The sequence below is a fragment of the Klebsiella sp. P1954 genome (assembly GCF_018199955.1).
GTDB lineage: Bacteria > Pseudomonadota > Gammaproteobacteria > Enterobacterales > Enterobacteriaceae > Klebsiella > Klebsiella pneumoniae.
In genome coordinates this window covers 4,509,815-4,527,838 of sequence record NZ_CP073373.1, presented here as the reverse complement: position 1 = coordinate 4,527,838, position 18,024 = coordinate 4,509,815, and the positions used below count along the sequence as shown (strand labels likewise).

19 protein-coding genes are annotated in these 18,024 nt (G+C 58.1%); 2 read left to right on the top strand and 17 right to left on the bottom strand.

Annotated elements, in window-relative coordinates:
• Window position 1 precedes the first annotated feature (1 nt).
• The 5 genes from hisP to argT form a co-directional block, all read right to left on the bottom strand.
• Window positions 2-775, bottom strand: coding sequence for a histidine ABC transporter ATP-binding protein HisP (gene hisP / locus KB890_RS21905; RefSeq protein WP_002913206.1), 774 nt, complete (start codon window positions 773-775; stop codon window positions 2-4).
• Window positions 776-782: 7 nt separating this feature from the next.
• Complete coding sequence (hisM, locus tag KB890_RS21900) at window positions 783-1,499, bottom strand: histidine ABC transporter permease HisM (protein WP_020324243.1); 717 nt, start codon at window positions 1,497-1,499, stop codon at window positions 783-785.
• Complete coding sequence (locus KB890_RS21895; protein ID WP_002913208.1) at window positions 1,496-2,182, bottom strand: histidine ABC transporter permease HisQ; 687 nt, start codon at window positions 2,180-2,182, stop codon at window positions 1,496-1,498. Before KB890_RS21895 ends, hisM begins: the two co-directional genes overlap by 4 nt.
• Before the next feature lie 64 nt (window positions 2,183-2,246).
• A complete protein-coding gene (hisJ, locus tag KB890_RS21890) occupies window positions 2,247-3,029 on the bottom strand; it encodes a histidine ABC transporter substrate-binding protein HisJ (RefSeq protein WP_002913209.1) in 783 nt (260 codons plus the stop codon).
• 267 nt (window positions 3,030-3,296) lie between these two features.
• Window positions 3,297-4,079: a lysine/arginine/ornithine ABC transporter substrate-binding protein ArgT gene (argT, locus tag KB890_RS21885; protein ID WP_004180753.1), complete on the bottom strand. Its 783-nt coding sequence runs from the start codon at window positions 4,077-4,079 to the stop codon at window positions 3,297-3,299.
• A 40-nt stretch (window positions 4,080-4,119) separates the two neighbouring features.
• Between argT and KB890_RS21880 the strand changes: the two genes are divergently transcribed.
• Entirely contained in the window at window positions 4,120-4,281 is a 162-nt protein-coding gene (locus KB890_RS21880; RefSeq protein WP_004140952.1) for a hypothetical protein, read from the top strand.
• Between the two features lie 65 nt (window positions 4,282-4,346).
• On the opposite strand, the gene KB890_RS21875 is transcribed toward KB890_RS21880, so the two are convergent.
• The 10 genes from KB890_RS21875 to pdxB form a co-directional block, all read right to left on the bottom strand.
• The gene (locus KB890_RS21875; protein ID WP_004180755.1) at window positions 4,347-4,931 is read right to left on the bottom strand and encodes a UbiX family flavin prenyltransferase; all 585 of its coding nucleotides are present in this window, start codon (window positions 4,929-4,931) and stop codon (window positions 4,347-4,349) included.
• Between the two features lie 137 nt (window positions 4,932-5,068).
• Window positions 5,069-6,586 (bottom strand): amidophosphoribosyltransferase, encoded by a 1,518-nt coding sequence (gene purF, locus KB890_RS21870; protein WP_004180758.1) that lies wholly within the window; start codon window positions 6,584-6,586, stop codon window positions 5,069-5,071.
• 33 nt (window positions 6,587-6,619) lie between these two features.
• On the bottom strand, window positions 6,620-7,108 hold the full coding sequence (cvpA, locus tag KB890_RS21865) for a colicin V production protein (protein ID WP_002913214.1): 489 nt from the start codon (window positions 7,106-7,108) through the stop codon (window positions 6,620-6,622).
• A gap of 217 nt (window positions 7,109-7,325) precedes the next feature.
• Complete coding sequence (gene dedD, locus KB890_RS21860) at window positions 7,326-8,012, bottom strand: cell division protein DedD (RefSeq protein WP_022631297.1); 687 nt, start codon at window positions 8,010-8,012, stop codon at window positions 7,326-7,328.
• Entirely contained in the window at window positions 8,002-9,270 is a 1,269-nt protein-coding gene (gene folC / locus KB890_RS21855) for a bifunctional tetrahydrofolate synthase/dihydrofolate synthase (protein ID WP_002913219.1), read from the bottom strand. The genes dedD and folC overlap by 11 nt, the downstream gene beginning before the upstream one ends.
• A 75-nt stretch (window positions 9,271-9,345) precedes the next feature.
• Complete coding sequence (gene accD, locus KB890_RS21850; RefSeq protein WP_002913220.1) at window positions 9,346-10,266, bottom strand: acetyl-CoA carboxylase, carboxyltransferase subunit beta; 921 nt, start codon at window positions 10,264-10,266, stop codon at window positions 9,346-9,348.
• Between the two features lie 185 nt (window positions 10,267-10,451).
• The gene (locus KB890_RS21845) at window positions 10,452-11,111 is read right to left on the bottom strand and encodes a DedA family protein (protein WP_002913221.1); all 660 of its coding nucleotides are present in this window, start codon (window positions 11,109-11,111) and stop codon (window positions 10,452-10,454) included.
• A gap of 26 nt (window positions 11,112-11,137) precedes the next feature.
• Entirely contained in the window at window positions 11,138-11,950 is an 813-nt protein-coding gene (gene truA / locus KB890_RS21840; protein WP_002913226.1) for a tRNA pseudouridine(38-40) synthase TruA, read from the bottom strand.
• On the bottom strand, window positions 11,950-12,963 hold the full coding sequence (locus KB890_RS21835; RefSeq protein ID WP_002913227.1) for an aspartate-semialdehyde dehydrogenase: 1,014 nt from the start codon (window positions 12,961-12,963) through the stop codon (window positions 11,950-11,952). The genes truA and KB890_RS21835 overlap by 1 nt, the downstream gene beginning before the upstream one ends.
• Window positions 12,964-13,026: 63 nt before the next feature.
• Complete coding sequence (pdxB, locus tag KB890_RS21830) at window positions 13,027-14,163, bottom strand: 4-phosphoerythronate dehydrogenase PdxB (protein WP_002913228.1); 1,137 nt, start codon at window positions 14,161-14,163, stop codon at window positions 13,027-13,029.
• Between the two features lie 110 nt (window positions 14,164-14,273).
• Here pdxB and flk point away from each other — a divergent pair, with 110 nt between their 5' ends.
• Entirely contained in the window at window positions 14,274-15,251 is a 978-nt protein-coding gene (gene flk, locus KB890_RS21825; protein WP_004180772.1) for a flagella biosynthesis regulator Flk, read from the top strand.
• Between the two features lie 86 nt (window positions 15,252-15,337).
• Here the strand turns inward: flk and KB890_RS21820 are convergent, their stop codons facing one another.
• Window positions 15,338-16,513: an MFS transporter gene (locus KB890_RS21820; protein ID WP_004149211.1), complete on the bottom strand. Its 1,176-nt coding sequence runs from the start codon at window positions 16,511-16,513 to the stop codon at window positions 15,338-15,340.
• Between the two features lie 209 nt (window positions 16,514-16,722).
• Window positions 16,723-17,943: a beta-ketoacyl-ACP synthase I gene (gene fabB, locus KB890_RS21815; RefSeq protein ID WP_002913291.1), complete on the bottom strand. Its 1,221-nt coding sequence runs from the start codon at window positions 17,941-17,943 to the stop codon at window positions 16,723-16,725.
• Window positions 17,944-18,024 lie beyond the last annotated feature (81 nt).

Genomic DNA, 18,024 nt, shown 5'->3' with positions numbered 1-18,024 from the left:
ATTATTTCAGCGAACCTTTCAGAAACTGCTGCAGGCGCGGGCTTTTCGGCGCGCCAAACAGCGCATCCGGATGCCCTTCTTCTTCAATTTTACCCTGATGCAGAAAAATGACATGTGAAGAGACGTGGCGGGCAAAGCCCATTTCATGGGTCACCACCACCATGGTTTTTCCCTCTTCCGCCAGCTGCTGCATAATGCGTAACACTTCGCCCACCAGTTCCGGATCCAGCGCGGAGGTCGGCTCATCAAACAGCAGCACTTCCGGTTCCATCGCCAGCGCGCGGGCAATAGAGACACGCTGCTGCTGGCCACCGGAAAGATGCACCGGATACTTCGCCTGCTGACGTTCGTCTATCCCGACCTTGGCCAGGTATTTCACCGCCCGTTCGCGCGCTTCCTGTTTGCTTAAGCCCAGCACCTGAATCGGCGCCTCCATGACGTTCTCCAGCACCGTCATATGGCTCCACAGATTGAAATGCTGAAACACCATGGTCAACCGGGTGCGCAGCAGGCGCAACTGGTTCTTGTCGGCCACCTTCAGCTGGCCGTCTTTATCCCGTACCAGACCAATATTTTGGCCGCTGACGACGATCGTGCCTTCGCTCGGTTTTTCAAGGAAGTTAATACAGCGCAAAAAGGTACTTTTTCCGGAACCCGATGAACCGATGATGCTGATAACGTCCCCGGCTTTCGCCTGCAGCGAGACGCCCTTCAGCACCTCGTGTTCCCCATAGCGTTTATGCAGATCGATAACGTTTAATTTATTGTCGGACATGGCGTTCTCAATGCGTCGAAGAAGGTTTGATATGCTGCAACCAGCGCTTTTCCGCTTTACGGAACAAGCTAATCAGCACATACGAGATAATTAAATAAAGCACCGCGGCGATGCCAAACGCGGTGAACGGCTGATAGGTGGCCGAGTTGATATCGCGGGCGATTTTCAGCAGATCCGGTACCGTAGCGGTAAACGCCAGCGCGGTAGAGTGCAGCATGAGGATCACTTCGTTACTGTAGGCCGGCAGTGCAATCCGCAGCGCGGAAGGCAGAATAATGCAGCGATACAGTTTGACTGACGAGAAGCCGTAGGCCCGCGCTGCTTCAATTTCTCCGGCGGGTACTGAGCGGATCGCGCCGGCGAAAATTTCAGTGGTATAGGCGCAAGTATTCAGGGTTAACGCCAGTACCGTGCAGTTTAGCCCGCTGCGGAAAAAAGCGTTCAACAGCTCCGTGCCTTTGACGATTTCCAGGGTATACATGCCGGAGTAAAAAACCAGCAGTTGCACATACAGCGGCGTGCCGCGAAATATGTAAGTGAACAGCCAGATGGGGAACTGGATAAACTTATTGCTCGAGACGCGGCCGATGGCCAGAAACAACGCCAGGATGCCCCCCATTACCACTGAAGAGATCAGCAACCATAAGGTAATCGCCACGCCGGTAAAGCGATAGCCGTCGGTCCACAGTAGTGATTTCCAGTACTCCTGAATAATTTCAATCACAGGTCAGCCCTCTTCACGCCAACGGTATAGCGGCGTTCGAGCAGCAGCAGTACGCCATTAGAAACGGTGGTAAACACCAGATAAATCAGGCCGCAGACGATGGCGAAGTAGAACGGCTGCCAGGTGCTTTTCCCGGCCAGCTGCGTGGCTTTGACCACATCCTCCAGCCCCAGCAACGAGACCAGCGCCGTCGCCTTGAGGATAACCTGCCAGTTGTTGCCTATCCCCGGCAGCGCGTAGCGCATCATCGCCGGGAAGAGAATACGCCGGAACGTCTGCCCGCCGCTAAAGCCAAAGGCGGTAGCCGCTTCGATATGCCCCTTCGGCACCGCCAAGTAGGCGCCGCGGAAGGTTTCCGTAAAATAGGCGCCATAGATAAAGCCAAGGGTAATAATCCCGGCGATCATCGGATCGATATCAAACTGGGCCATGCCCAGCGCGTCGGTAACGCTGTTTAGCGCAATCTGCAGGCCGTAGAAAATCAGCAGCATCAGCACCAGATCGGGCACGCCGCGGATCAGAGTGGTATAGCCTTCAAACACCAGCGCCAGTGGACGATTGCTCGATAACTTTGCGCCAGCGCCCGCCAGCCCTATCAGGACGGCGAGAACGACCGAGCTGAGCGCAAGCTCCAGGGTGACGAGCGCACCCTGCAAAATAACCTGTGAAAACCCATACAGCATGCTGCCTACCCTGTCTGTCATTCACCATTGCGCGCGAAACGCACGCAATGGCGAGGCGTGAGAATTATTCGCCGTATACGTTAAAATCGAAATATTTTTTCGCCAGCTTGTCGTAGGTGCCGTCCTTACGCATCTCTGCAAACGCCTTATTCAGCGCTTCACGCAGTTCGTTGTCTTCCTTACGCAGCCCCATACCGGTGCCAACACCAAACAGTTTCTCGTCTTTGATTGACGGGCCACCAAACTGGTAATCTTTACCAATAGGCTGTTTCAGGAACCCTTCGCTGGCCGCGACCTCATCCTGGAAAGCGGCGTCGATCCGGCCGGCGGTCAGGTCGGAATAGATATTGTCCTGCCCCTGATAGGAGACAATTTCGATACCTTTCGGCGCCCAGTGCTCATTACCGTAAGTTTCCTGCGTCGTACCCTGCAGCACGCCCACGCGCTTACCCTTGAGGGTGGCAAGATCCGGCGTTACCGGGCTGCCCTTTTTCACCACCAGACGCGAATCAGCCGCATACAGTTTGTCGGTGAAAGCGATTTCCTGCTGACGCTTTTCGGTAATCGACAGCGAAGACATAATCGCGTCGATTTTCTTCGCTTTTAAAGAGGGGATCAGCGCATCCAGCGGGTTTTCCACAAAGGTACATTGGGTATTAATACGCTTACACAGCTCTTTTGCCAGATCGATATCAAAACCCACCAATTCCCCCTGCGCATTCTTCGATTCGAAGGGAGCATAAGTCGGATCGGTACCGATACGAATTTTTTGCGGAATAGCGGCAAAGACCGTGGAAACGCTGGAAAGGGCCAGCGCTAAAGAGAGAGACAACGCCAGTTTTTTCATAACTATCCTCGACAGACTGTCATTCTAACGGGTTTATTAGAACTATTAACACCAGTTATCGTGCCATTATTCGCCCCTTGAGGGCAAAGATTTATGCACCAGAAAGGCCATTTTTTTGCATCACAAACGCTTAACTATGCATTTTTTAGCCACAAAAGCGCCTGCCTTTGCACTAAAATGATCCACAGCGTCTGGCGATGCACCTTTTCAGGGCTTTTACACGAGCATGGCGGCAGGCCCACCCGATAGCGCGGGCCTGCGGCAGTCTTAGTCGCCGTAGACGTTAAAATCGAAGTATTTCTTCGCCATTTTGTCGTAAGTGCCGTCTTTGCGCATCTCGCCCAGCGCTTTATCAAACGCGGCTTTCAGCTCGGCGTCGTCCTTACGCAGGCCGATACCGGTGCCGTCGCCAAAGTACTTTTTGTCTTTAACGGACGGGCCGGCAAAGGCGAAATCTTTCCCGGCAGGCTGCTTCAGGAAGCCTTCGCTGGCGGCGACTTCATCCTGCAGCGCCGCATCCAGACGACCAGCGGAGAGGTCGGAATAGATCAGGTCCTGGTTCTGATATGCCACCACGTCAACGCCCTGGCTGCGCCAGCGATCGTTAGCATAGGCTTCCTGCGTGGAGCCCTGCAGCACGCCGACGTGCTTACCTTTCAGCGCCTCCAGCGTCGGCTGGATCGGCGAGCCTTTGGCCGCGATCAGCCGGGAGTCGGCGGCATAGAGCTTGTCAGAGAAGGCGATCTCTTGCTGGCGCTTCTCGGTGATGGAGAGCGAGGAGATGATGGCGTCAATTTTCTTCGCCTTGAGGGAGGGGATCAGGGAGTCAAAATCACTGCCGACCCAGGTACATTTCACCTTAATACGGGAGCACAGTTCATTGCCTAAATCGATATCAAAGCCAACAAAGTCCCCTTTCGCGTCTTTCGACGAAAAGGGCGCATAGGTCGCGTCAGTGCCAATGCGAATGCTCTGCGGCAGAGCAGCAAACACACTGGCCGTGCTGCTCATTCCCACGAGTAAAGAGAGAGCCAGAATCGTCTTCTTCATACAGTACCCTTAAGTGTCGTGATGTGGTGCGTTGCTTGTTATGGTGATTGCCGATCAATCCTGCAGTTTTTGTGCCATCTTCCCGGTGCGTGCCGGGAACAGGGTTAAATTTGTTAAAATAAAGTTGCAGGATTGTCTTAAAAGGGAAGATACCAGCATTACTGGCGAAACCGCAGCGCCTGAGCGCAAAAAGACGAAATAAATGTCGAGGATTTGATCGGGACGACAAATTTGCACCAGCGCAGCGCAAGCGTACATTTCACGCACCTATTTGGTGCAATCCTGTGACCCTTGCCAGCGCGTAAATAAGTCTTGTTCCAGGCTAATGTCGAACTGATCGAGTACCCGGTTGACGGTCTGGTTGATAACATCATCCAGGCTTTGCGGCCGATGGTAGAAGGCCGGCACCGGCGGCATAATCACCGCCCCCAGCTCCGCAGCCTGCACCAGCAGTCGCAGATGGCCAAGATGGAACGGAGTCTCCCGCACGCAGAGCACCAGCGGACGACGCTCCTTCAGCACCACATCCGCCGCCCGCGTCAGCAGACCATCCGTGTAGCTATGGACAATACCCGAGAGCGTTTTCATTGAGCAGGGTAAAATCACCATCCCGGCGGTTTTAAACGAGCCGGAGGAGATACTGGCGGCGATGTCGCGGGCATCATGCACCACATCAGCCAGCGCCTGCACTTCACGCACGGTAAAGTCGGTCTCCATCGCCAGCGTCTGGCGCGCCGCCTGACTGAGGATCAGATGGGTTTCAATATCCGGCACATCCCGCAGCACCTGCAGCATCCGCACGCCATAGATGGCGCCGCTGGCGCCGGAAATGCCAATAATCAGTCGTTTCACGTTCTGTTACCCCTTGCGCGTCGTGCCGCAGACTTTGCCGGATTATAGCCGTTGGCGCAACCATTGACGCACCGTTGCCGGGCGAAAAAAAGGCCCGCCGTCCATCAGGAACGGCGGGCCCGCGACGCGTGAACGGCTTACCCCTCGTTGTGCATCTCGAGGTTTTCGACTTCGTTCTGCAGCTGAACCGCTTTGGCATCATCGTTACGCAGGGAATCGAGGTAGTCGAGGTACTGCTGGTCGACATCCCGGGTGACGTACACGCCGTTGAACACAGAACATTCAAACTGCTGAATATCCGGATTTTCCGCGCGCACCGCCTCGATCAGATCGTTGAGATCCTGGAAAATCAGGCCATCGGCGCCAATGATCTGGCGGATCTCATCCACTTCGCGGCCATGAGCGATAAGTTCGTTGGCGGTCGGCATATCGATACCGTACACGTTCGGGAAACGAATTTCCGGCGCGGCTGAGGCCAGATACACTTTTTTCGCCCCTGCTTCGCGCGCCATCTCGATGATCTGCTCCGAGGTGGTGCCGCGAACGATGGAATCGTCCACCAGCAGCACGTTCTTATCGCGGAACTCCGCACGGTTGGCGTTGAGCTTGCGGCGCACAGACTTACGACGCAGCTGCTGGCCCGGCATGATAAATGTGCGGCCGACGTAGCGGTTCTTCACGAAGCCCTGTCGATAAGGCTTGTCGAGGATGCGGGCGATCTCCAGCGCGATATCGCAGGAGGTCTCCGGGATCGGGATAACGACGTCAATATCCAGATCTTCCCACTCGCGGGCAATCTTCTCGCCCAGCTTGGTCCCCATATTAACGCGGGCGCTGTAGACGGAAATTTTGTCGATAAACGAGTCCGGACGGGCAAAATAGACGTACTCGAACAGGCACGGGTTGCTGACCGGGTTATCGGCGCACTGACGGGTAAACAGCTGGCCCTTCTCGGTAATATAAACCGCTTCGCCCGGCGCCACATCGCGCAGGAATTCAAAGCCAAGGGTGTCAAGCGCCACGCTTTCCGAGGCCACCATATACTCGGTGCGGCCATCGCCTACGTCACGTTTGCCCAGCACCAGCGGACGAATGCCGTTCGGGTCGCGGAAGGCCACCATGCCATGACCGATGATCATCGCCACGCACGCGTACGCGCCGCGGATCAAGCGGTTGGTCGCCGCAATCGCGGCAAAGATGTTGTCCGCTTCCAGTGGGTAGTGACGGAAGTTATCCAGCTCACTGGCGAAAATATTGAGGAGGATTTCGGAATCTGAGGTGGTATTGATGTGGCGGCGTTTTTCTTCAAACAGCTTTTTACGCAGCTCATGGGCGTTGGTCAGGTTGCCGTTATGCGCCAACGTGATGCCATACGGCGAGTTGACGTAAAACGGCTGCGCTTCGGAGGCGCTGGAGCTGCCCGCCGTGGGGTAACGCACGTGGCCAATCCCCATATTGCCCTGCATACGCTGCATATGGCGGGCTTCGAATACGTCGCTTACCAGCCCGTTAGCCTTACGCAACCGGAAGCAGTTGTTGGCATCAATGGTGATGATGCCAGCGGCATCCTGTCCACGGTGCTGGAGCACCGTTAGCGCATCATAAATCGACTGGTTAACCGGCATAACACCGGCGATACCGACAATACCGCACATACGTCTTTTCCTCGTTCAGCAACGACCTAAAGTCTATACTTTAGGCAAGAAACTTGACGAGCTTTGCAGGTATTCAAAAAACCATCTGATGACGGGGGTAAAATAGGGAATAAACTGCGACTGATGCCAGTCATCGCTCTTCGCCATCCCGGTAAAGGTGTCAAGGAAGAACAGAATAGCGGCGATGATCAGCACCCCACGTAGCGCGCCGAAGCAGATCCCCAATACCCTGTCGGTACCTGACAAACCGGTCTTCTCCACCAGCTGGCCTATCACATAGTTCACGATAGCGCCAACGATGAGCGTCACGATAAACAGCGCCGCAATAGCAATCCCATTTCGAACCCGTTCATCCTCAAAGCCCGTAAACCAGACAGACAGATCAGCGTAGTAGTGGCTGGCGACATAAAACGCGCAACCCCACGTGACTAACGATAAAGCTTCGCGAACGAAGCCGCGGATCAGGCTGACCAGGCAAGAAAGACCCAGCACCGCCATAATGGCGTAATCAATCCAGACCATATACGTCCCACGATTTTACGCCCTGTCGTCCAGTTCGGGGCGCATTCTAACAGAAAAAGAAAACGTTTGCGTAGGGATTTCCTTGCCCTACAGAAATAAAAATGGCGCTGAAAAAACATTCAACGCCAGACTGTCTTTCGCCTCTTCAGGGCGGCTGAGACAGGGTTTACGGGGCGTTTAGCCCCGCCGTGTTCTTTCCGCATCGCGGAAAAAACAATCAGTTCGGGGTGAAGCCCATCACTACCCCGCTGAGCCCGGAGATCTGTTGCAGATCGCCCAGCTGGCCCTTGAGCTTGTCTTTTGACGCATCCGGCCCGACGAGGATACGGGTAATTTTACCCTGTACCGGCGTCGAAGGCGACGTATAGACTTTGAAGCCCGACGCCCGCAGTTTACCGACAATCTCATTCACCTTATCGGCGTTCTTCAACGCGCCCAGCTGAACCACATAGGCTTTGCCGGTCGGCGCCGGCAGGGCCGCCTGCTGCTGCGGTGACTGTTGCTGCTGTGGCTTAGCCGGCGGCGGCGTTGGCGTCGCGGCTTGCTGTTGCGGCTGCGGTTTCGGCTGCGGCTTGGGCTGCGGTTTCGCGGCCACCGGCTCCTGAACGTCATCGAAGCTGTTGCTGTTCACCGGAATACGCGATGGATTTAACGATGGCGCGGCGGCATCGCCCGCCCGCACCTCTTCCGCCGCCCCTTCCGGCGGTTGCGAAGGCAACGCCTGGGTTGCCGCCGGCAACATATCCGGTTCATCGCGATCGCCCGGTTTCGGTACCAGCGGGATCGCGGCAAACTCATCCTGGTAATGCTTTTTCTGCCCGTCCAGCAGCCCTGGCAGGATAATCACCCCCAGCGCCACCAGCACGATTGTCCCGACTAAACGGTTCTGAAACTTACTCGCCACCGATTCTCCCCGCGTCTATCTCTTCCATAACCTGCGCTACGGTGTGAAACGAACCACACACCAGCACGGTATCTTCCACTTTAGCGTCAGCCATGGCCGCACGCCACGCCTGCGCCACGCTGCTATAGACTGTACCGCAGCGCAAATGTTCCACCAGCTGCTCTGCCGTCGCGCCGCGCGGGCCTTCCAGCGGCGCGCAGTACCAGGCATCGACTTCCGGGGCCAGATTGGCCAACGTGCCGGCGATGTCCTTATCATGCAGCATACCAATAACCGCCAGCACGCGTCCCGTTTTCGCTAACGTTTTGAGACGCCCGGCGAGATAGGCCGCCGCGTGCGGGTTGTGCGCCACATCGAGGATCACTCGCGGGGCATCGCTGATTATCTGAAAGCGTCCCGGGAGCATCGCATCGCGGATCCCTGCGCGCAGGATAGCGTCATCCACGGCAAGTCCGCTGGCGCGCAGCGCCGCCACGGCCGTCGCCGCATTCGGCAACGGCACCTGAGGCAGAGGCAGGTGGCTTAACGCCCCTGCCGTATCGCGGAAGGACCACGTTTCGCCCTCCACCTCATAGCGCCAGTCGACGCCGCGGCGCTGGAGCAGCGCGCCCTTCTCGCTAGCCACTTCCGCGATGGTGAGCGGCATATCCGGCTCCCCCACCACCGCCGGTTTACCGGCGCGAAAGATGCCCGCTTTTTCCCGGCCGATACTTTCGCGATCCGGCCCCAGCCAGTCGGTATGATCGAGGGCGATGCTGGTGACCACCGCGACGTCGGCATCAACGATGTTGGTGGCGTCGAGACGCCCGCCGAGCCCGACCTCAAGGATCACTACATCCAGCTGCGCCTGCTTAAACAGCCACAGCGCCGAGAGCGTGCCGTATTCAAAATAGGTCAGCGAGATGTCACCCCGCGCCGCTTCGATTTCAGCAAACGAAGCCGTATGCGCCGCCTCCGGCAGTTCAGCCCCCTGAATGCGCACGCGTTCGGTGTAGCGCACCAGATGCGGAGAGCTGTAGACCCCCACTTTATAACCGGCCGCCATCAGGATGGTTTCCAGCGTGCGGCAGGTGGTGCCTTTGCCATTGGTGCCCGCGACGGTAAAAACGAACGGCGCCGGTTTAACGATATCCATCTGCCCGGCGACCTCGCTGACGCGCGCCAGCCCAAGGTCGATGGTTTTACTGTGCAGATGTTCCAGATAAGAAAGCCACGTAGCCAGGGGCGACGTGGCCTGAGGAATAGGATCTTTTTCCATGATGCCCGTAAGAATTGACGGTTAACGCGTATGAATAAAAAAGGGCAGCGCCGCCAGGCCCTGCCCTCTGCTTTATCAGGCCTCAGGTTCCTGATCCGGTGCCGGCGGCACCACCACGCCTTCATGAGGCGCTTCCGAAACGGCAACCGGCGCCGGCAGGTTCATCAGCTTCGCCAGAATGCTGGCCAGCTTGAGACGCATTTCCGGACGGCGAACGATCATATCGATCGCCCCTTTTTCAATCAGGAACTCACTGCGCTGGAATCCCGGCGGCAGCTTCTCGCGTACGGTCTGCTCGATAACGCGAGGACCGGCAAAGCCGATCAGCGCTTTCGGCTCGGCAATGTTCAGATCGCCCAGCATCGCAAAGCTCGCCGATACGCCGCCCATGGTCGGGTCGGTCAGCACGGAGATGTACGGCAGTCCGCGCTCCTGCATTTTCGCCAGCGCCGCGGAGGTTTTCGCCATCTGCATCAGCGACATCAGCGCTTCCTGCATACGGGCGCCACCGGAGGCGGAGAAGCAGATCAGCGGGCAGTTATCTTCCAGCGCCTGCTCCACCGCGCGTACAAAGCGTGCGCCGACGACGGAACCCATCGATCCCCCCATAAAGGAGAATTCAAAGGCGGCGGCAACCACCGGCATCGCGTAGAGAGTACCTTTCATCACCACCAGCGCGTCTTTCTCGCCCGTCTCTTTCTGAGCAGACGCCAGGCGGTCTTTGTATTTTTTTGAATCACGGAACTTCAGCACATCTTTTGGCTCAAGTTCGCTACCCAGTTCTACCAGAGAACCTTCATCCAACAGGCTATGCAGGCGATTACGCGCCGACATGCGCATATGGTGATCGCACTTAGGACAAACCTCCAGGTTGCGCTCCAGCTCGGCGCGGTAGAGTACCTGACCGCAGCTGTCGCACTTGGTCCATACACCCTCAGGAATGCTCGCCTTGCGGGTGGGAGTGATGTTGCTTTTAATTCGTTCAATCCAGCTCATTGATAACCTTTCTGCCTGAACCTGGTCGATGCCAGTTTTGTCGTAAGGGGCGCATAATGCCATTTTTGCCTCTTACAGACCATGAATGTTGCACATTAAATCATATCATCCCGGAACATGGGATAAAAAAGTGGTCAAACCGCTGCGCGTGACGCTCTGCACCGCCACGCGCAACACAGGCTAAACTACTTCGCCTGCTTCGCCGCCGCCCGCTTGTGGCGAATAATCTCAATCACGCCCGGCAGGACGGAAAGCACGATGATCGCCACGATCAGCAGCTTCAGGTTCTCCTGCACCACCGGCAAATCGCCAAACAGATAGCCGGCATAGGTGAACAGCAGCACCCACAGCAGCGCCCCAACCACGTTATAGGCTGCAAAATGACGATAGGACATATGCCCCATTCCCGCCACAAACGGCGCGAAGGTTCGGACTATCGGCACAAAGCGCGCCAGGATAATGGTTTTCCCGCCGTGACGTTCGTAAAAGCTGTGGGTTTTATCCAGATAGCTGCGACGGAATATCTTTGAGTTCGGATTGCTGAACAGCTTTTCACCGAACAGCCGGCCAATGGTGTAGTTGACCGCATCGCCGACGATGGCCGCGATGACCATCAGCAGTACCATCAGGTGGACATTGAGATCGTTGGTTGGCAAGGCCGAGAGCGCGCCCGCGACGAACAGCAGGGAATCGCCCGGCAGGAATGGCGTCACCACCAGCCCGGTTTCGCAGAACAGAATCAAAAACAGAATGGCATAAACCCAGACGCCATACTGGGCAACCAGTTCGGCAAGGTGCACATCAATATGCAGGATGAAATCAATTAAAAAGTGAATCAAGTCCATGTTTGTCTTTACCCTTAATGACCCTATTAGTCCGCCAGAAACAGCGGGCCCATTGGCAGCACCGGTAAATCATAGTGGGCCGGGTAATCCACCGACACCAGATACAACCCTTCCGCTTTTGCCGTTGCCGCAGCGAGCGTCCTGTCTTTTGCTGCCAGCAGTTCTGCCATCCAGCTCTCCGGCTGGTTTCCGGCCCCGACCTCCATCAGGCTGCCTACAATATTCCTGACCATATGATGTACAAAGGCATTCGCTTTGATATCCACCACCACATACGCGCCGTAGCGGGTAACGTTAATATGCATCACGTTGCGCCACGGGGTACGCGACTGGCACTGTACCGCGCGAAACGAGGTAAAGTCATTCTCTCCCAGCAGACACTGCGCGGCGCGCTGCATACGCTCGGCGTCGAGCGGCTGGTGAAAATGCGTCACGCCATGACTTAACACCGCCGGACGCAGGCGATGATTATAGATGACGTAGCGATAGCGGCGCGCCGTGGCGCTGAACCGGGCGTGAAAATCCGCCGGTACATGTTTGACCCAACGCACCGCGATGTCACCAGGTAAATTCGCATTTACCCCCAGCGTCCAGGCGGCATCTTTCCGCTGCGCCCGGGTTTCGAAATGCACCACCTGGCCGGTGCCATGGACGCCGGCGTCGGTGCGGCCGGCGCAAAAGACGGTAATCGGTTCGTTCGCCACCTGCGAGAGCGCCTTTTCCAGCTTCTCCTGCACGCTGCGCACTTCGTTTTGCCGCTGCCAGCCGTAATATTTGCTGCCGTCGTACTCGATGCCCAGCGCGATTTTACAGATCGGCTGTTGCTCCATCTCAGACATCAGTACAGGTACTCCTCAATCAGCTTCTCGGCGATCTTCACCGCCATCAGCGCGCCGCCGAAGCGCACGTTATCCGCTACCGACCAGAACTGGATCTGCTCCGGCATACCGTAATCGTTATGCACGCAGCCGATGGAGAGGCGGGCATTGCCTGAGGCATCACCAACCTGAGTCGGGAATTCGCCCTCTTCAGAAAGTTCGATATCCTCGCCGCGGGTAAAAGCGTCGCGCGCCTCCTCCGCCGCCAGCGGGCGCATCGCTTCGAAGCTCACCATCTGCGCATGGCCGTAGAAGACCGGCGACTGAACGACGCTGGCGGAGATCATCAGCCCGTCATCCTGAAGAATTTTGCGCGCTTCATCGACGATCCGGCGCTCTTCGCGCACGCTACCTTCACGATCCGGCAGCAGCGGCAGCATGTTGAACGCCAGCTGGCGACCAAAGAAATCGTCTTCATCGATAGGGATGCCGTTCAGCAGCTTAGCGCTCTGACCCGCCAGCGCATCCACCGCTTTTTTCCCCTGCCCCGAGGCGGAGAGCAGGTTAGTGACGCTAATGCGCGACAACCCGCCCTGATCGATCAGCGGTTTGAGCGCCGTCAACAGCTGACTGGTCAGGCTATTAGGCACCGCAATCAGGTTGCGGTTGCGGTAATCGCCTAATACGAATGGGTTCACGTCCGGCACCACCAGCGGTACGTCCGGCTCCAGCGCAAACAGGCCGCTGAGATCGATAACCAGACACCCGGCGTTGGTCGCTTCTTCGACATACGCTGCACTGGCTTCGACGCCGGCGGCGAAGAAAGCCAGCTGGGCCTGGGTCCAGTCAAATTCGGCGGCGTCTTTGACGATCACCGACTTGCCACCAAAACGCAGATGTTCGCCCGCGCTGTCGTTGCGCGCCAGAGCAAAAATCTCTCCTACCGGGAACTGGCGTTCAGCAAGAGTTTCGAGCAGGGCTTCGCCTACGGCGCCCGTTGCGCCCAGTACGGCAATATTCCAGCCTTCAGACATGGTGGTTAACTCCAGAAATAAAGCGGCCCCGCCGGAGTATCCGGCAGGGGCATTAAGAAGACATTAACGAACAGGATGATGCACGGCGTTAAAACCGAGCTGGCGCAACAGCGTCGCCGCCTGCTCATCGCTGCACTGCACATACAGCGAAGACCATTCGCGACGTTCCTGATAATTTTTACGCAGCTTGTCGAATTCACCGGCGACGCCGGCCACCTTCCGCAGCGGCGCATCATCGCGGCGCACATCATACACCAAGTGGACCAGTCTTTTCAGCGTCGGCTGATCGAGCGGCCCATGCAGGGTAATGCGGCCAAATTCCGGCGCCGGCAGCAGAGTGTCCAGCGCTACCTGCTGCGGATGGCCGATAAAGGCGCTGTAGGCTTCAAAAACCTGCGTCGTCCCGCGCGCTTTCCCTTCGAGGGTGTAGCCGGCGATATGCGCGGTACCGATATCCACTCGCTTGAGAAGCTCAACGTTTAGATCCGGCTCCGGCTCCCAGACGTCCAATACCACACTCAGCGGCTGACCAGCTTCCAGCCGCTTTAGCAGTGCGGCGTTATCGACCACCGGCCCGCGGCAGGCGTTGATCAAAATCGTTCCAGGCTTCAGGCGGCTTATCAGCGCCTCATCCGCCAGATGCAGGGTTTTATATTGCCCTTCTTTATACAGCGGCGTATGGAAGGTGATGACATCGGCTTCCTGGACCAGCGCCTCGAGGGAGCGGAAGTCACCTTCGTCGCCGCGATCGGCGCGCGGTGGGTCGCAGAGCAGAGTTTTGATCCCCAACGCTTCCAGGCGCTTTTGCAGTCGCCCGCCAACGTTACCGACGCCGACGATCCCGACGGTGCGATCGCGCAGCGCAAAGCCGTCGCGTTCAGCCAGCATCAGCAGCGATGAAAAGACGTACTCTACCACCGCAATGGCGTTACAGCCGGGCGCCGCAGAGAAACCAATCCCCGCCTGCTGCAGCCACGCCTGATCGACGTGATCGGTGCCGGCGGTAGCGGTGCCGACGAACTTAATGGCCTTGCCGGCGAGCAATGCTTCATTGACCCGGGTGACCGAGCGCACCATTAGGGCATCCGCATCGGTCAGGGCATCGGCCGGGACCGGACGGCCTGGGATCGCCTGCACGTCGCCTAAACGGCTAAAAAGCTCACGGGCATAGGGCATATTTTCATCAACGAGGATTTTCACAGTTCAGTACCTGTCTGAGAACGAGAGTTAACTGGGGAAGTGTGCCATAATCTGGCCGCCAGGCATACTCATCACCTGGTTCCTGCACCGCGATATCGAAAGGATGAATCATGACGCACCCCCTTGCTGATATGCCAGACCGTCCTCCAGGGCGAGGCCCATCAGGCACTGCCGCCACCGGCGAACCTTCGCTTTCCATGCAGCAACGCACCGTTCTGGAGCGACTGATCACGCGCCTGGTGGCGCTGACCTCGCAGCAGAACGCGGAAGTGTGGGCCTGCGTCAAACATGACCTCGGACTGAAAGGCGACTCGCCCCTGCTGGCCTGCCATTTCAGCGCCGCGGAGGCCAGTCTCAACCAGCGCTTAGCCGCCGCTCAGGATAATCATCATCATCGCCAGACCTTAGCGCAGCTCAGCGATCTGCTCGGTCAGGGCAATAACCGCCAGGCGGTGAGCGATTATATTCGTCAGCATTATGGGCAAACGGCGCTGCATGCCCTTAGCCAGACGCAGCTGGAGACCATTCTGCATCTGCTGCAGCATGGCCAGCTGTCGATCCCGCAGCCGCAGCAGCGCCCGCCGACCCTGCGCCCGCTGTTGCCAGCCGAGCATAATACGCTCAATCAGCTGGTGACTAAGCTGGCGGCCGCCACCGGCGAACCAAGCAAGCTGATTTGGCAATCCATGCTGGAGCTTTGCGGCGTCAAGTCCGGGGAGCTGATCCCGGCGACGCACTTCCTGCCGCTTTCGTACTGGCTACAGGCGCGGCAAACGCTGAGTGCGCAAAGCGCGCCGACGCTCACCTCGCTGCAGGGAGCGCTCAAGCAGCCACTGGAGGCCGCGGAGTGGCAGAAAATTGTCGACTTTGCCCGTCGCAGCTGGCAGGTCACGCCGCAGACCACGCTGAGCCCGGCGCAGATCCTGGCGCTGCTGAACAAGGTGTTTGTGCTGCGGGTGGCCCGCGCCCAGGAGACGCTGGCCATCCCGCAGGAGGAGCCTGTCGCCAGGCGGACGTGGAGCGCTAAGCCGTGGCAGCTGGCGCTGGGCGCGGTTGTCCTGCTCCTTGTGCTGTGGTTCCTGCTGTAGCCCAGCAGCCACCGGCGGCGTTTGCGGCTCCCTTTCATGCCAAACGCCGCGGTGTTTCCTACAGCGATTTCAGACCGGACAATAACCTAGCGGCGAAATGAGATAAGGGTGACGAGGATCCCCAGCGCCGCGCAGAGGGCGCCGGCAAGGAACACCGACGAGTAGCCCAGCGAGGTCGCCAGCAGGCCGGTCAGCGGCCCGGTCAGGCCATAGGAGATGTCCTGAAAGGCCGCATAGCCGCCGAGCGCGGTGCCGCGCACCTGCGCCGGGACGCGCTTCACTACTTCCACGCCAAGTGAGGGGAAAATAAGCGAACAGCCGCACCCGGTCAGCGCCGCACCGGCCAGCGCCAGCCAGGCATTCGGCGCCAGTCCCAGCAGCGTCAGACCAACCGCCTCTATCAGCAGCGAGACCATCGCCACCTTAACGCCGCCAAACCGATCCGGCATCCAGCCGAACAGCACTCGCATCAGCACAAAGGCGCCACCAAACGCCGTCAGGGTAAAGCCGGCCATTGGCCAGCTATGGCTGGCGAAATAGAGGGAGACGAAGGTGCCGATCACCGCAAAGCCGACACCCTGCAGGCCCAGGCCAATGCCCGGCCGCCAGATCATGCCGATGACGCTCCAGAGTGAAGGCCGCTCGCCTCCGTGGGCCGCCACTTTGCGCACGGTACCGTTAATAAGCCAGGCGACGAGCGGTAGTCCCATGGTGACACAGGCCAGCACCGCCACGCCAAAATGGCTATAGATCAATAATCCCAGCGGGGCGCCCACCGCCAGCGAGCCGTACATCGCCATGCCGTTCCATGACATCACTTTGCCGGAACGGGCCGGTCCCACCAGGCCCATCCCCCAGCTCAGGTTTCCGGTCAGCAGCTGGCTTTCGCCAAACCCGAGGATCAAGCGGCCCAGCAGCAGCAGGCCGAGCCTGGCGAGCACCGGCAGCGGCAGCAGCGCAGCGGCCAGCCATGCCGCGCCCGCCAGGGCGCAGGCCAGCATCCCCTGCAGGACAGAGCGTTTAGCGCCGTACTGGTCTGCCAGACGTCCGGCGTACCCCCGGGTCAGAACGGTGGCGAGGAACTGGATCCCTACCGCCACGCCAACCACGGTGTTGCCAAATCCCAGCTCCTGATGGACAAAGAGTGGGATCACCGGCAGCGGCAAACCAACGGTCATATAGGTCAAAAAGACGGCAAACGTAATACGGAAAAGCGAAAAATTGGCCGAAGAATTGGATGTTGTTTCAGTAACTGCGGACATGCATTACTCCAGATTCGCAGAGTAAGGCGAGCAAAGCGACACGCCCCCTCCACCTGATTATCAGGGTTAAGGCGCGTTGGTTGACGTTAAACGCTTACGCATTAGTGGAGAGACTAATGGATCCGCGAGCAGTGTGCCTGCGGGCTCTTACCCTGTCAAGATGACAAAAAAGGGGAGCCGGTGGCTCCCCTTTGCGCATCACATGCTGATTAGGCGTTGTATTTACGCATCACCAGCGTGGCGTTGGTGCCGCCGAAGCCGAAGCTGTTGGACATTACGGTGGTCAGCTTAGCGTCCGTCGGTTTGGTGACGATGTTCAGGCCGGCAGCCTGCTCGTCGAGCTCTTCAACGTTGATGCTCGGCGCGATAAAGCCGTGCTCCAGCATCAGCAGGGAGTAGATGGCTTCCTGTACGCCCGCCGCGCCCAGCGAGTGGCCGGTCATCGCTTTAGTTGCCGAAATAGCCGGGCTGTTGTCGCCGAATACTTCGCGGATGGCGCCCAGCTCTTTCACGTCGCCGACCGGAGTGGAGGTACCGTGGGAGTTCAGATAGTCGATCGGCGTATCAACGCCATGCATCGCCATCTGCATGCAGCGCACTGCGCCTTCACCAGACGGGGCGACCATGTCTGCGCCATCGGAGGTCGCGCCATAGCCGACGATTTCGGCATAGATGTGCGCGCCACGCGCCAGGGCGTGTTCCAGCTCTTCCACCACGACCATACCGCCGCCGCCGGCGATAACGAAGCCGTCACGGTTAGCATCATAGGTACGGGACGCTTTTTCCGGGGTGTCATTGTATTTAGTGGACAGCGCGCCCATGGCATCGAATTCGCAGGCCATTTCCCAGCACAGCTCTTCGCCGCCGCCGGCAAAGACGATGTCCTGTTTGCCCAGCTGGATCTGCTCTACCGCGTTACCAATACAGTGGGCGGAAGTGGCGCAGGCCGAGCTGATGGAGTAGTTAACGCCGTGAATTTTGAACGGCGTAGCGAGGCAGGCGGAAACGCCGGAAGCCATCGCTTTGGTGACCACATACGGGCCCACGGCTTTCAGACCACGCGGGCTACGCATGGCATCGGCGCCGAAGACCTGGAATTTCGGGGAACCGCCGCCGGAGCCTGCGATCAGGCCGACACGCGGGTTATTCTGATATGCTTCAGGCGCCAGACCTGCGTCGGCAACAGCCTGTTCCATGGACAGGTAAGCATAGATGGAGGCGTCGCTCATAAAGCGCACTACTTTGCGGTCAATGAGGCCAGTGGTATCCAGTTTGACGTTGCCCCATACGTGGCTGCGCATCCCTGAATCTTTAAGCTCCTGAGAGAAAGTGATCCCTGAACGTCCTTCACGCAGAGATGCCAGGACTTCCTGCTGGTTATTACCGATGCTGGAAACGATGCCCAAGCCAGTAATCACTGCACGTTTCATTAAATACCTCTGTAAGTCGCACTATTTTAAGTTTCGTGTCGCACAATAGCGTACACTTGTACGCCGAACAAGTCCGATCAG